At 58.5% G+C, this 14,185-nt stretch carries 10 protein-coding genes; 3 read left to right on the forward strand and 7 right to left on the reverse strand.

The genetic code is table 11. The annotated features are described in order from the left end of the window. Positions 1–35: 35 nt before the first annotated feature. The 5 genes from ACQQZ8_RS14750 to mdlC form a co-directional block, all read right to left on the reverse strand. Complete coding sequence (locus tag ACQQZ8_RS14750) at positions 36–1,316, reverse strand: MFS transporter (protein ID WP_431710556.1); 1,281 nt, start codon at positions 1,314–1,316, stop codon at positions 36–38. Between the two features lie 129 nt (positions 1,317–1,445). Continuing rightward, positions 1,446–2,549, reverse strand: coding sequence for an ABC transporter substrate-binding protein (locus ACQQZ8_RS14755; protein WP_431710557.1), 1,104 nt, complete (start codon positions 2,547–2,549; stop codon positions 1,446–1,448). A 61-nt stretch (positions 2,550–2,610) separates the two neighbouring features. Continuing rightward, positions 2,611–4,392 carry an ABC transporter permease gene (locus ACQQZ8_RS14760; RefSeq protein ID WP_431710558.1) on the reverse strand — a complete coding sequence of 594 codons (1,782 nt, stop codon included), beginning with the start codon at positions 4,390–4,392 and terminating at the stop codon, positions 2,611–2,613. Positions 4,393–4,394: 2 nt separating this feature from the next. Continuing rightward, positions 4,395–5,507, reverse strand: a complete 1,113-nt coding sequence (locus ACQQZ8_RS14765; RefSeq protein WP_431710559.1) for an ABC transporter ATP-binding protein — start codon at positions 5,505–5,507, stop codon at positions 4,395–4,397. Between the two features lie 9 nt (positions 5,508–5,516). Further along, entirely contained in the window at positions 5,517–7,094 is a 1,578-nt protein-coding gene (mdlC, locus tag ACQQZ8_RS14770) for a benzoylformate decarboxylase (RefSeq protein WP_431710560.1), read from the reverse strand. 134 nt (positions 7,095–7,228) lie between these two features. Here mdlC and ACQQZ8_RS14775 point away from each other — a divergent pair, with 134 nt between their 5' ends. The 3 genes from ACQQZ8_RS14775 (at position 7,229) to ACQQZ8_RS14785 (ending at position 10,201) form a co-directional block, all read left to right on the forward strand. Beyond that, positions 7,229–8,170: a LysR family transcriptional regulator gene (locus ACQQZ8_RS14775; protein ID WP_431710561.1), complete on the forward strand. Its 942-nt coding sequence runs from the start codon at positions 7,229–7,231 to the stop codon at positions 8,168–8,170. A gap of 150 nt (positions 8,171–8,320) precedes the next feature. After that, entirely contained in the window at positions 8,321–9,343 is a 1,023-nt protein-coding gene (locus tag ACQQZ8_RS14780; protein ID WP_431710562.1) for a cupin domain-containing protein, read from the forward strand. Positions 9,344–9,346: 3 nt separating this feature from the next. Next, on the forward strand, positions 9,347–10,201 hold the full coding sequence (locus ACQQZ8_RS14785) for a fumarylacetoacetate hydrolase family protein (protein ID WP_431710563.1): 855 nt from the start codon (positions 9,347–9,349) through the stop codon (positions 10,199–10,201). A 132-nt stretch (positions 10,202–10,333) separates the two neighbouring features. On the opposite strand, the gene ACQQZ8_RS14790 is transcribed toward ACQQZ8_RS14785, so the two are convergent. Then, positions 10,334–11,353: an MBL fold metallo-hydrolase gene (locus ACQQZ8_RS14790; RefSeq protein WP_431710564.1), complete on the reverse strand. Its 1,020-nt coding sequence runs from the start codon at positions 11,351–11,353 to the stop codon at positions 10,334–10,336. A 40-nt stretch (positions 11,354–11,393) separates the two neighbouring features. After that, positions 11,394–14,084 (reverse strand): aconitate hydratase AcnA, encoded by a 2,691-nt coding sequence (gene acnA / locus ACQQZ8_RS14795; protein ID WP_431710565.1) that lies wholly within the window; start codon positions 14,082–14,084, stop codon positions 11,394–11,396. Positions 14,085–14,185 lie beyond the last annotated feature (101 nt).

The raw sequence follows: 14,185 nt of genomic DNA on the forward strand, positions 1-14,185 counted from the left end.
ATTCAAATCACAAAAGGGCTTTTCCCCGGCGAATTCTAGGGCTCTCGACGCTCAGGAGAGGAATTCAATTCAAAGCGACCACGCATTTTCTTTGATGCGATCAACACCATCGAAGTGATCAGCAAGATAACACCCAGCACGAAAGTGGCCCATTGGACACCCCAAATATCGCTGAGATAGCCCGAGATAAATCCGCCCAAACCGATAGATGAGGAGAAGACCATATGCCGAGCTGCTAAGATTTTTCCGCGCAAAGTATCCGGGGCGGTCAGCTGGATCAGCGAGTTCAAAATGGAGGTAACGGCCAAGAAAGCCGCGCCGATCATCAACCCCGCCACGATTCCCATGGCAAAGGTTCCGATCCAGGCATAAAGTGCGTGCCCTATGGCCAGAACGACCAACCCAATCACGAGTTGTCGAGCGAGATTGACCGACTTCATTTTGGTGAACAGTCCACCAACAACGAACAGGACTGCGCCAACACCCAATGCCGCGGCCAGCACACCGAAACCTAAGGGATCAGTTTGATACACGGTTTCAGCGAACACTACGGTGAGGTTAAAGATCGGGTTGGCTGCGAAACCCACTACGCAAGAGAGCAGGATACAAGCGATCAGGATGTCGCTTCGACTTAAGTAGCCCAGCGTTTGTTTCCATTGGACCGCGAAACCCAGCGACTTCGCGGGCTTTTTTATGCTTCGGTAGGCCCGCACAAACAGCAAAGCCACCAGAACTCCCGCGAAGGAAAGCGCATTGAAGAAGAATGCCCAGGTCGCCCCAAGACTGGCCAACAGGACACCGGCAACCGCCGGCCCAATGGCCCGCCCCAAATTGAACTGCAAGGAGTTCAAGGTGACCGCCGAATACACCTCGGTGCGTGGTACTAGATCGTTGACCAACGACTGCCAGGTGGGGTTGTTGACGCCGTTGGCGGCACCCGCCAAGGTAAGTAAAAGAACTAGCAGCCACGGTTCGTGTAATCCGCTAAGCCATTGCAACCACATCAGCGCAGCCACGATAAAAAGGGTCAGCTGCGTCCATAACAATAATTTGCGTCGATCCACCGAGTCGGCGAGCAAACCGCCCACCGGGGAGAGTATCATCACGGGTCCAAACTGGGCCACAGCAGCGATACCCACCCAAGTGGCGCTACCGGTGGCCTGAAACAACACGTAGGGCACGGTGAGGTTTCCCAGCCACGTTCCGGTATTCGAGATCAGCGCACCAACCCAGAAAATCGCGTAATTGCGGTGCCGTAACGCCGCAAAGAGGCCGCTTTGCGGAGCGGAGCCTGCCGCGGAAGCAGCTTTCGTCATGTGATTCTCCTTGCAGAGGATTGTTATACGCATGTCACACTGAACGGCAGGTTCCCGCAAAAATATGCGGGAACCTGCCGTCACTCGTACCTAACCTACGCAGGGTACGTCAATGGATATTCATATTTATTAGCGTCCGAAAGCGTCACGCCAGATTTCGGCGTCTGCACTGGCGTATTCCAGTTCGGATGTGGCTGGCATGACCCATACTTGGTCCGAATCTAGTGGTGGCAAGGCGCGACCGACGGCTTCTGGTGGGGCCACATCGCTACGTACCGAGTAGTCACCGACCTGACGGATAACATCCTGGCCACGCTTGGAAAGGGTGTAGTTCAGGTAAACTTCAGCGGCTTCAGGGTTCGTGGCGGTCGATGCCTTTCCGGCAAAGAAGCTAAAAAGCACGATGCCCTCATCGGGAACCACATATTCGATCGGCGCACCGTCCTTGGTGACGGCCACATTCACGGCAGCGGTACCGGCGGTTGCCACCATCAGTTCACCGCGGGCCAGAGCTTCCTGACGCTGTCCTCCGCTGTCATACACGGTTGGGTCAAGTTCGGCGAGCTTTGTCCAGAAATCGGGGTCGACTTCCTCCTGAATAAAGCGGTTCAACGCAATCGATGACCCACCGGCAGTACCCTGAACGATACCGATCTTGCCCTTGTACTCCGGGTTGAGCAAATCTTTCCACGACGTTGGCGCATCTTCAGCGGCAATGTTGTTGGTGTTGTACGCGAAGGTCACCGGCACGTTGGCAAAGGTCACGAACTTACCGTCATTGTGCTGCAGATCTTTCATCTCAGCGATGCTGCTGGGCACGAAGGAATCCCATATTCCGGCCTCGTCGTAGCCGTTGGCGACCTTGTAATCCGACGTGATAATCACGTCGGCGCCCAACTTATTGGCACCGTGTTCGGAGAGGATTCGCTCGGAGAGCTTATTAGTCACGTCACGGATGTATTCGACCTTGATCCCGGTGTCTGCGGTGAACGCATCATTGACCACGGTCTGGTTGGCTTCCTGATAACCGGTGTAGATGGTCAGCGTCTGGTCCTTGGCTGCCTCGTACAGTTCCTGGTCGGCGATAACTTCACCGTTGATTACCAGCCCTTCTTGGGTATCCACCGTAGCCTCGTCGGTGACGACGCCACCACCGGTGTCCGAGCCGCCACAGGCGCTAAGCGCCAGTACTAGGGCCGCAAGGCCTGCGACACTGCGAGTGCGAATCTTCATGGGAGTGCCTTTCATTTGGGAGGGTACAGGGCGGACAGCTCTGTCCGCCCTGACGGAGGAATTAGTTGGTCTTGGCCTGAGCCTTCTTCTCACGAATGCCGATAACCTGCGTGGCCACAGCGACAATCGCGATCAGCAGTACGAAAATCAGGCTGATGGCTGCCGAGTAGCTGATGCTGCCATTTTCAAAACTATGGAAGACCAGGATCGACAGGACCCGGGTGTCCGAAGTGTAAACAAACAGCACCGCACTCATCTCACGCAATCCGAGCATGAGCAACAATAGAAGGGTCGATACCAGACCTGTGCGCATCAGCGGGACCGTCACGTCCTTCAGCGCGCGCAACCGATTCGCGCCGAGCATCACCGCGCTATGTTCCAGATCGCTGTCCATTTGGAGCATTGAGGAGGAGACACTGCGGTACCCCTGTGGCATATTCACCGCAATGGTGGCGATCACCAACAACAGCAAGGTGCCAAAGACCGGGAATGGCAGTACGAGCCAACCCCAGAGAATACCCATGCCAAGCACCACCTGCGGGATAGCCAGAGGTAGCATCGATACCTGCTCCAGAAGCTGGCCAGCCTTCGACGTGGTACGGAAGCGCACATACGAAGCCATGAAGGCAACGATCGTACCGATGCCGGCGGCCAGCAGCGCCATGATGATCGAGTTCGTAGTGGACTGCTGGAAATCCGCTTGCGAGAGCGCCTCAACTATGCGATCCAACGAGAAGCCGGAGAACAAATCCGCAAAGGTGTTCACGTACACCTTCTTGCTCATCGCGGTGAAAATCAACGCACCGATCGGAAGCACAACCGAGAACAGGAAGTACAGCATCGCAAATCCGGTGGCAACCCAACGCAGCCAGCGCAGGGGTACCGGACGTGGGCGGTTACCCTTGCCAGTCAGGGTGGTGAAACGCTTACGGTTCACCACACGCTGTTGGAACCAGGTCACCACAATCACGGCCAGGGTTAGGGCCACAGCGATTCCCGCAGCCTGATTAGGCTGCGAGTCCCCGGTCATCAACCGGTAGATGTATGTCGGCAGGGTTTCGATACCCGCTGGGTTACCCAGAATCGCATTGACCGGGAAGTTTTCCATGGCCAGGGTGAAGCACAGGATCGCTGCACCGGCCAACGCCGGAATGGACAGCGGGAGGGTAACCGTGCGGAACAATCGGCCCAAGCTCGCACCGTGTACCGAGGCTGCTTCCTCCAGATCTGCGTTCATCATTGAGAACGAGCTGTAGGTGAGCATGAACGCGTACGGAGCGTAGTACAAACCTAGGACGAAGATGATCCCGGCATAGGAATAAATATTCAGCGCTGAGCCGATGCCAATAGCCTCAAGAAATAGGTTCAGGTGGCCAGCGGTGGGGCTGGCTAAGATTGACCATGCCAAGGCACCAACTAGGGCGGGCAAGAACATCGGAGCGATACCGGTGATGTAAATGAATCGCTTCCATGGGGCGTCGGTACGTGCGGCAATGAACGCCAGCACGGCACCGATCAGCAGCGAGAGAATACCGGCCCCGGCCCCGATAATCAGTGAGTTGATAATGCTTTGGATACCCTCGGGTGTTCCCAGCACTGCGAAGTTTGCCCAGGTGAAACTGCCTACTTCGGCGTTTCCTGGACGGGGCACCGCGGTGGAGAAAGCAGCGATGACAATGAAGATGATCGGGAGAATCACCAGGAAAAAGAGCAATACTCCCAGAATGGTGCTGGGGATTTCATAGCGCAGATTCTTCAGCCGCGCCTTGACACTGATCTTCGGTGGCTGCTCAATTTGGCGTAGAGCGCGATGTTCCTTCGGTTCGGCCGGTGGAGCTGTCATGGTCATACCCCCACCGCCACCGAGTGCTTGGTGCCTACCGCGTCCTGCGGAAGTACCTGGACGGCATTGGCATCGATGCTTACCCAGACTTCATCTCCCGGCTCAAACCGGTCGGTCGAAGCCAGTGGCATCACAACATCGAGTTCTGGCAGCTGTGGATGTACTGCCACCGCGTAGCGCATGCTGCTGCCTTGGAAGCTAGAAACCTTCACGGTTCCCTTCCAGCTATTCACCCCGGCACTGCCGTTGCGTGAGAGTGTCAGATCTTCGCTACGGAAGCAGGCGCGCGGTTCAATGGTGTTCGCTTCGGCGGCTACGGCTGGAGAGATCGCCAATTCGGAACCGCTAAGCACGTACCCGTCATTGACGGCCGTGACAGGGTGGACGTTTGAGACACCCAGGAAGTGCGCAATGCTCGAGCTAGCCGGCTGCAAGTACATGGCAGTGGGATCCTGCATCTGCACGATCCGCCCATCTTGCATCAGCGCAATCCGGTCGGCTAAAGCGAAAGCTTCTTGCTGGTCGTGGGTCACGTACACGGTGGTCAACCCGAGTTGTAGCTGAATCTCACGCAATTCGATACGCAAGCGGTCACGAAGTCGAGCATCGAGGTTCGACAGCGGCTCATCCAATAGCAATACGTCCGGTCGCATCACCAAGCTGCGTGCCAGAGCCACACGTTGCATCTGTCCACCGGAGAGCAGGCTGGCTCCGCGATTGGCAAAAGCCTCCAAACCAACCAGTTCCAGCGCCTCGTGGACCCGCTGTTTAATTTCTCTTTTGGCCACGCGTTGGATCTTCAGTGAGTACGCTACGTTCTCAAAGACGGTCATATGTGGCCAGACGGCATAGGACTGAAACACCATACCGACATTGCGCTTATTCGGGGGCAGGTTAATGCCGGCGGAGGCATCAAAAACGACTGTGTCACCGATGGTGATCCGACCGGAGGTAGGTTGTTCTAAACCTGCAATGCAGCGCATGGTACTGGTCTTGCCGCAACCCGATTTACCCAATAGCACAACCGATTCTTGATCGCCGATCTCGACGTTCATATTGTCGATGGCCGTGAATTTGTCGTATCGCAGCTGAAGGTTTTCGATGGTAATTTTCATTCTTTACCCTTAGTCAAAGTAGGTGACGGCCTCGATCAGCACTGGCTCGTTGCCGGCGAATGCCCGGCTCAGCGCGTCACGAAGATCGGATTCATTGGTTGCCAATTCGGCGCGCACGCCGTATCCCTTGGCAAGTGACACGAAGTCGATGCCGCTGAGGTTGAAGGACGGTAGTCCTTCGGTACCCATGCGGCGTCCAAAGTTGACCAGTGCCCCATAGCTTTCATTGCGTAAGATCACAAAGACTACGGGCACCTGATGGCGGGCCGCCGTCCAAAGTCCAGTGATACCAAAATTTGCCGAGCCATCACCGATCTCGGCGACCACGCGGCGCTCGGGCTGAGCCAGCTGGATGCCCACGGCGGCGGGCAGTCCGAAGCCCAGCCCACCGGCAGCGGCCGTGTACAGCGAGCCTTGTTCGCTCATGCTGATATTGCCCCAGAAGGATTCTGCAGTGGAAGTAGATTCGACCACATGGATCAGGTCCTTGGGACCTAGTTCCTGAATGGAGCGGAAAACGGTGTCCGGGTGCATCCGGCCCTCGCGGTCCACACCGGGCGCACGTTTTGCCTTAGGCATCTGCTTGTTCTCTCGAACCGTTACCGATTGTGCCAACCGTTCTAGAGTGTCGGCTACTGGGGCAAAGTAGGCGTCCCCGAAGGCGGCGCGTGCAATTTCGTCCGGATCTTGGGAGATGTGCAGCAATCGTACGCCCGCGGCCAAGTAGTTTCCGGGCTTGTCGTGGTGGTAACGGAAGACCGGGGCACCTACTACCAACACCACGTCATGCTCGGAGAGCAGATCCGAGATGTCGGCGATATTTGCCGGAAGCAGACCGGCAAAATTTGAGTGATTGGTCGGAAATGGGCAGCGTGCCGGTGATGGGGCGATCCACGCCTTGGCACCCAGACGCTCGGCCAAGTGCACCGCAGCAGTATTCGCGTGGGTCGCATCGACTTCCGGACCGAGAACCAACGCCGGGTTCTTCGCACCGTCTAAGGCCGCGGTGAGCTCTGCCAGGTTTGCCTCGGCGAGCGCGGAAGCGTCGGTAACCTTGCGTGAAATAGTCAACGCAACGTTTTCATCGATTTCTTGGTCCCAATCATCATGGGGAACCGAAATATGGGTTGGACCCTTCGGATGCATATTAGCCAGATGAATGGCCTGCGATAGCGTGCGAACGACGTCCTTGGCGGAGATCGGTTCGGCCGAAAATTTGCTCAGTGGCTTAGGTAACTGTGCCGCATCGTGGCTGGCCACCATAATGTCTTGACCCACCAGCTCTCGTAGCTGTTGCCCGGAGAGCACGACTACCGGGGATTTGGAGACCGCGGTGTTGGCCAGCACCCCCATGGAGGTTCCGGTACCCGCCGCTGAATGCAGGCTGACTAGTGGAATTTCACCCGAAGCCTGCGCGTAGCCATCAGCCATAGCCATCACAGCGCCCTCGTGCAATCCTAAGACGTACTCAAAATCCTCCGGGAAATCCCGCAAGAACGTCAGTTCATTGGACCCGGGATTGCCAAACATTTTAGTAATCCCCTGCTGACGCAGCAGCTCGTAGGTGGCCTCGCGGATAGTCGTCACGTGCTCTCCTCAGAAAATTGTTGATACCACTCCGCTACGGAAGTGACTGCGCTATAGATCACAATAGGTGAGAGTTAGATAAAGCCAAACAACGAATCCTTGATGGGCCCATAGATACTATCTATAGTTTGAGGGTGAGCACTTATGACCTCGGCATGCTGCGCGTCTTTATTTTGGTATATGAAACCGGCAGCGTCACCTCGGCCTCCGAGCAACTATTTATCAGCCAGCCCTCAGTTAGCTATACCCTGCGGAAGTTACGCCAGCATTTTGCCGATCCGCTCTTCCAGCGGCGCGGCAATCAACTGAAACCCACCGCCGTAGCACAGAGCCTTTACCCGAAACTACGACGCCTAGTAGGTTCACTGGATGATGTTATGAGCGGCCCTTCCAACTTTGACCCGAGCACCTCTACGCTCCGCTTTCGACTGCGGATGACCGATGTGGGAGTTAGCGGCCTGCTGCCTCCAATCCTGCACGCTACGCGCACCCGCGCCCCACACGTCACCTTGGATGTCGAAATTCTGGATGTTAATGCGGTGACCAGCGAACTGCGGTCAGGAAGTGCCCACGCAGCCATCTGCACCACGCCGCTGATCGAAGATGATATTGACCGCCAGGTTCTGTTTTACGAGCACTATGTGGGGCTTTGCGCCACCGGCCACCCAAGAATCTCCGAAGCTCCAACTCTGGAGCAGTATGAGAACGAGGAGCACGTGGCAGTAGCACCCTCGACTGGCCATACGCGCCTGGATATTCGACTGCGGGAAATGCAGGTGAACCGCAAAGTCATAGCGTCTATTCCCACCTTTTCCGCGCTGCCGCATATTCTGGAAGGCAGTGACCTCATCTCCTACTCCCCCTCTAGTGTTGCCAAGCGTTTAACTGGACGCTACGCAATACGCTCGTTCCAATTGCCGGTAGAGCACATGCGCACAGAAGTTGCTCTTCACACCCTCAAACGCGAGATCCCCTCGGCCCCCATGACCTGGTTTAACAATTTGCTGCACGAATGCATGCAGTCCCGCAATGACGAGGCCCTAAAGCTAGCTGAAGCCGATCAGCGACTGGCCTAAAAACTTCGATACCAACCCCGGCAGAAGTCCCACTTAGCGAAACAGATCCCGACGAAGCTCTCACTGAGCGGTAAAGAGTATTGACGGGAGCGCATTCCTGCTTCATTCTTGTACATAGAATTACAATCCGTCTTGCAGAATGGAGCTGAGATGACAGAGACAGTTGGCACCAACGAAGCGTTCTACACAGAACTGGCCGAGAATCACTACTCACCGCTGTGGCAGCTGATGGGTGGCCTGGACTCCGAAGCCAAGACCAATCTGGTGCCGCATATCTGGCGCTATGAGCAGGCTCGCGAGCTGATGATGAAGGCCGGAGAGGTCGTTCCGCTGGAAGATGCGCTGCGCCGCGTACTGGGTTTCCGTAACCCGGGCTCACTCCCACACCAGCGTACCGGCGCCACCGACTCGCTCTGGGCAGCACTCCAGCTGGTCAAGCCCGGTGAGATCGCCCCGTCGCACCGCCACACCCCGTCGGCGCTGCGATTCATCGTTGAAGGCAACGGTGCCTACACCGTGGTCAACGGTCAGCGCGTACCAATGGAGGTCGGCGACTTCCTGCTAACCCCCTCGTTACACTGGCATGAGCACGGACACGAGGGTGAGGGTCCGATGATTTGGCTCGACGGCTTGGATTCGCCATTGATGAGCCGCCTGAACCAATACATCATTGATGAGGCTGGCGGAACCCGCGAGGTCGAGAAGCCAATGCCTGGCGCATACCTGCAGGGCATGCTGGGAAAGAACTACGGTGAACCGCATCAGCTGCAGCAGCCACTGGTGTACAAGTTGGCAGACGCGCTCGAAGCCCTGGAATACCTGCGTGATGACGAGCCGGATCCATACGACGACATCATCGTCGAGTACAAGAACCCGACCAACGGTGGCCCTGTTATGACCACGATCTCCGCATACCTGCAGCTGATCCGCCCGGGCGTAGACACCAAGAGCCACCGCCATACCCACAGCACCGTGTACCACGTGGTCAGCGGCAGTGGTTACTCGATTGTGGACGGCAAGAAGATTGAATGGGTCAAGGGTGACACCTTGGCCATCCCATTGTGGTACGAGCACTCGCATCACAACCACTCGGGAGAAGACGCAGTGCTCTTCTCCTATACCGACCGCCCGGCGATCACCGCCTTGGGCCTCTGGCGCGAACAGGGAGAATAACGAATGCGCGTATGTGTTTTTGACGATCAGCTGGTAGGAGCACTGGCTCAGGACGGAACTATCGTTGATCTGAGCGATCTGGTTCCTGAGCATACCCCGGCCGATGACCGGATGACCGCACTGATCGGCCTGTGGCAGGAAGTCAAGTCAGTTGTGGCCGAGCGCGTAGCCACCGGCGGAGGTAAGCCCGAAGCCGAGGTTGTGCTGCGAGCACCACAGCCTAAGCCACGCAATCTCTTTGCCGCTCCGGTGAACTACCACAAGCACCAGCAAGAAATGGGTGGTGAAAACGGGGTCTACACCGACCGTAAGATCCTGACTGCAGAGGTCCGCAAGGGCTTCTTGAAGGCTACCACCTCGATCGTTGGTCCGGACGGCGCCATTGAACTACCGTGGGAAGATCGCCGCTTCGACCACGAAGCCGAGATCGGTGTCATCATTGGCCGTACCACCAGCCGGGTGTCAGCTGATGAGGCCCTAGATTACGTGTTTGGCTACACCCCGCTATTGGACATCACCCTGCGCGGTGAAGAGGACCGCTCGTTCCGTAAGTCCTTTGACACCTTCACCCCGATTGGCCCATACATCGTCACCGCCGATGAGGTACCAAACCCAGAGGCACTGGACTTCTGGCTGACGGTGGACGGAGAAGAGCGCCAGCGCTCGAATACCTCCTACCTGATCTATGGCATTGCCAAGCTGATCGAGGTGTACTCCGAGGTTATGACCCTGCAGCCCGGCGATATCATCGCCACCGGCACCCCGGAGGGTGTCGGGCAGATCCTGCCGGGCGAAACCGTGGTGCTGAGCATCCCCGAGGTGGGGGAACTGACCATGCCGGTGGTTGGCCGCAAGTAACAACCTTGCGTACGAATCACAGACAGGCTTGAAGCCGCCCCCGGGCGGTGTCAAGCCTGTCTGGTTTTAATGGATGAAATGCGGGCGCGAGAAATGACGCAACCGGCATTCATGGGTGGCTTGATAGGCAGGCTACGGGCGGGTCCAGCTTTGTAAGGCTTTGAGGTGCGCACCGTCGAGCACCAGCCGCATGTGCATCGCGGTCTGGCGCAGGGCCGAGACTAGATAGTGACGGTCCAGCGCCTGCCAGCCGCGACCCCAGCTGAGCTGGGAGGCCACCCGCCACACGCTGGCCGTGGGATCGGTCTCCAGCACGCTGGCCACTTCCGCGGTGCGCTGCAAATGCCGTGCCGCGATGGCCGCGGCGCGATGAGCGGCCCCCTCAAAACGGTATTCATGTCCCGGCAGACACTGGCGAACACTCAAATCGGTGAGCTTTTCCAAGCTGTTGAGGTACTGCTCCAAGGGGTTGACCGACGGGTCGATCCCGGCACCGATCCCGGGAGTCACCTTCGGCAGTAACTGATCGCCGCTGAAAAGTAACTTCTGATCTTCCTCATAGAGGGAAATATGCCCGGGCGTATGCCCCGGGGTGTGCAGCACCCGCAGCCTTCGTCCGACAACCGGCAGGTAATAGCTCTCCTCCAGCAACTGATCTGCGGGGACCACCACGCGCGGGGTTCCGATCGCGAAGTTCAGGACCTGCCCGAATCGCTCTTCCGGAACGCCCCACGCCTGAAGGTCGGGACGCACCAGGCTCGCATCCTGATTCCAGCGTGCGTAGACGAGCTGTGCCTCATCCTCGATGCGGTGCATGGACACCGGTGTGCCATAGCGGGCGCGCAGGTTGCGCGCCAATCCCAGATGATCGGGATGCAAATGTGTGATGGTGATGCTGGCCGGTCCATCACTGGCCCCGAGGAACTTCAGGCGTTCATCGACCAGCTCCATATTCGGCTCTAAGTCCCAGCCCGAATCGAGCAGGTGAACATCGCCGCCCGCATCACGGATCAGATAGCTGAAGGTGAAGGGCATATGCCCCGGCTTATTGGCCAGTGGCAGGCTCCAGATCCCCTCGGTGATTTCCTCTGCCTCGGGTACCTGGCGGTTTGCGTGCGCAGCGAACTCCCGGGCGCTAACTGGTGTGATCATCGAGGTCATCCTTTCACCGGCCCGGGCCGGAGCATGTCTTTTAGTCCCGCAGGGTGGCGCGGAGGGCGAAGGGCAACATCCCGCCGTGGCGGATGTATTGGGCCTCCGCGGGGGTATCGATCCGGATGTGCGCCTCGAAGTCCACGCGCGTTCCATCCTCACGAGTGGCACTAACCCGTGCGAAGTCCGGGTGTCCACCGGCGCCGAATTCCTTCAGACCGCTGACATCATATTCTTCGGTACCATTCAGACCCAGGCTGTGGGCGGAATCGCCGTCTTTGAACTGCAAGGGGAAAATCCCCATGCCCACCAGGTTGGAGCGGTGAATGCGTTCGAAGGATTGCGCCAGTACAACCCGCACACCCAGCAAGTAGGTACCCTTCGCCGCATAGTCACGGGCCGAGCCGGAGCCGTATTCGCGTCCGGCCAGCACCAGCAACCCGGTCCCCCGCGCGCGATAGCGGCGGGAAGCCTCATAGATACTCATCGGTTCCCGCGAGGGCAACAGTTGGGTCACCGCGCCCACTTGACCCTCGGCTAGTTCGTTGCGTAGCCGGACGTTGGCGAAGGTGCCGCGCACCATCACCTCATGGTTTCCGCGCCGCGACCCGTAGGTGTTGAAATCCTTGCGATCCACCCCTTGTTCCAGCAGGTATTCACCGGCCGGGCTATCGGCACGAATTGAACCGACCGGGCTGATGTGATCGGTGGTGACCGAGTCACCGAGTTTGACCAGGACCCGAGCCGCGTGCAGATCGTCGATTCCCGCCGGGGTCGGCGCCGCCTGTTCCAGGAAAGGGGAGGCGAGCATGTAGGTGGATTCCCCGAACTCGTAGGTGCTAGCCTGCGGTACCACCAATGCCTCCCACTGCGCGGTGCCGGTGAAGGTTTGAGAATAGCTTTGCTTGTACATTTCTCGGTTCACCACCTCGGCCAACTGCGCTTCCACCTCGGCGGCGCTCGGCCATAGGTCCCGCAACATGACCTCGGTGCCGTCCGTCGCGGTGCCCAGGCTATCGCGGTAGACGTCAATATCCATGGTTCCGGCCAGTGCGTGGGCGATCACCAATGGCGGCGAGGCCAGATAGTTCATCTTCACATCCGGGCTGATCCGCCCCTCGAAGTTGCGGTTACCGGACAGGATGGAGGTTAAGACCAGGTCCTCCTCCCGTGCCGCCTGCGCCACCGGCTCGGGCAGCGAGCCGGAATTACCCATGCAGGTGGTGCAACCGTAGCCCACCACGTGGAAGCCCAGGGTCTCCAGGGCGGGCAATAGTCCCGCCTTTTCCAGGTAGGCGGTCACCACCTGGGAGCCGGGGGCCAGTGAGGTCTTCACCCAGGGTGGAACCCGCAACCCGCGTTCCACGGCATTGCGTGCCAGCAGGGCGGCGGTCATCATAATCTGCGGGTTTGAGGTATTGGTGCAGCTGGTAATCGCCGCGATCGCCAGGGTTCCATCACGCAGAACCTCCGCGTGTTCGGCGAGCCGGACCGGGACCTGCAGCTCACCGTTGGTACGCGCCGGATGCGTCGTATCCACGAGATTGTCGAGGTCGGCCCGAAATTGTTGTTGCGCCGCGTCCAGCGCGATGCGGTCCTGTGGCCGGTAGGGTCCGGCCAGACTTGGTACCACGGTGGATAGGTCCAGTTCGAGGGTTTCGGTGTACGTGGCCCGGCTGGCCGATCCGTCGGCCCACAGCCCCTGCGCCCGCGCATAGGCTTCGATGAGTTCGATCTGTGCCTCGTCCCGTCCGGTGAGACGGTAATAGTCCACGGTCTGCTGATCCACCGGGAACAACGCCGCGGTGGAACCGAATTCCGGAGACATATTCGCGATCGTGGCGCGATCCGCCACGGGTAGACCGGCCAGGCCGGGACCGTGGAACTCCACAATTTTGCCCACCACCTGATGGGTGCGCAGCAATTCGGTGATGGTCAGTACCAGATCGGTTGCGGTGCTCCCCGATGGCAGCGTTCCGCTCAGCTCTACTCCCACGACCGGTGGTACCAGCAGGGAGAGCGGCTGCCCCAGAAGCGCGGAAGTCGCCTCGATGCCGCCCACACCCCAACCCAAAATTCCCAGCCCGTTGACCATGGTGGTGTGGCTATCGGTCCCGATGCAGGTATCCGGGTACACCAGGGACGGTTCGTCTTCTGTCCCGGGGGCCTGCAGAATCCCGCGGGTCAGATGCTCGATATTGACCTGGTGAATAATCCCGCGTCCCGGTGGGACCACCCGAAAACCGTCAAAGGCGGATTGTGCCCAACGCAGGAAACGGAATCGTTCCTCATTGCGCTCAAATTCCAGTTCCGTATTGCGCGCAAAGGCCCGGTCACTGCCGTATTCGTCCACGATCACCGAGTGGTCAATCACCAGTTCGGCTGGGATCCCCGGGTTGATCCGGGAAGGGTCTCCCCCGTGGCGGAGCACTGCCTCCCGCAGGGTCACCAGATCGTGAATCACCGGTGCACCGGCCATATCCTGCATGACCACGCGTCCGGGATAGAAGGACACTTCCGCGCCCGTCGGTGTCCCGTTGCCGGAATCGAGCAAGGCCTGAACGGCGCTGCTCGGTCCGCCGTGACGCAGCACATTTTCCAGCAGAATTTTCAGGCTCAGAGGTAGCTGCTGCGCGGAAGGAAGCTTCCGCAGATCCACATACCTGACATTTCCATCGGACAGCTTCAGGGTGCTGATGAGTGCGGGATCGATGTGTGCATCGGTAGTCATCTGGCGCAACTTCCTCATGTGCGTGGACCGGCTGATGGAAAACAAGGCAAATGCCAGCGCCGCGGGTCCAAGGAGGCAACGCCGGCAAGCCGCTAGGCTTT

Source organism: Glutamicibacter uratoxydans (assembly GCF_050753455.1).
In the GTDB taxonomy this organism is placed as follows: Bacteria; Actinomycetota; Actinomycetes; order Actinomycetales; family Micrococcaceae; genus Glutamicibacter; species Glutamicibacter uratoxydans_A.

Excerpts from the sequence above, each read along its gene's own strand:
- ACQQZ8_RS14780 (WP_431710562.1), top strand. The coding sequence starts at position 8,321 with ATGACAGAGACAGTTGGCACCAACGAAGCGTTCTACACAGAACTGGCC.
- ACQQZ8_RS14790 (WP_431710564.1), bottom strand. The coding sequence starts at position 11,353 with ATGATCACACCAGTTAGCGCCCGGGAGTTCGCTGCGCACGCAAACCGC.
- ACQQZ8_RS14755 (WP_431710557.1), bottom strand. The coding sequence starts at position 2,549 with ATGAAGATTCGCACTCGCAGTGTCGCAGGCCTTGCGGCCCTAGTACTG.
- ACQQZ8_RS14750 (WP_431710556.1), bottom strand. The coding sequence starts at position 1,316 with ATGACGAAAGCTGCTTCCGCGGCAGGCTCCGCTCCGCAAAGCGGCCTC.
- ACQQZ8_RS14765 (WP_431710559.1), bottom strand. The coding sequence starts at position 5,507 with ATGAAAATTACCATCGAAAACCTTCAGCTGCGATACGACAAATTCACG.
- ACQQZ8_RS14760 (WP_431710558.1), bottom strand. The coding sequence starts at position 4,392 with ATGACAGCTCCACCGGCCGAACCGAAGGAACATCGCGCTCTACGCCAA.
- acnA (WP_431710565.1), bottom strand. The coding sequence starts at position 14,084 with ATGACTACCGATGCACACATCGATCCCGCACTCATCAGCACCCTGAAG.
- ACQQZ8_RS14785 (WP_431710563.1), top strand. The coding sequence starts at position 9,347 with ATGCGCGTATGTGTTTTTGACGATCAGCTGGTAGGAGCACTGGCTCAG.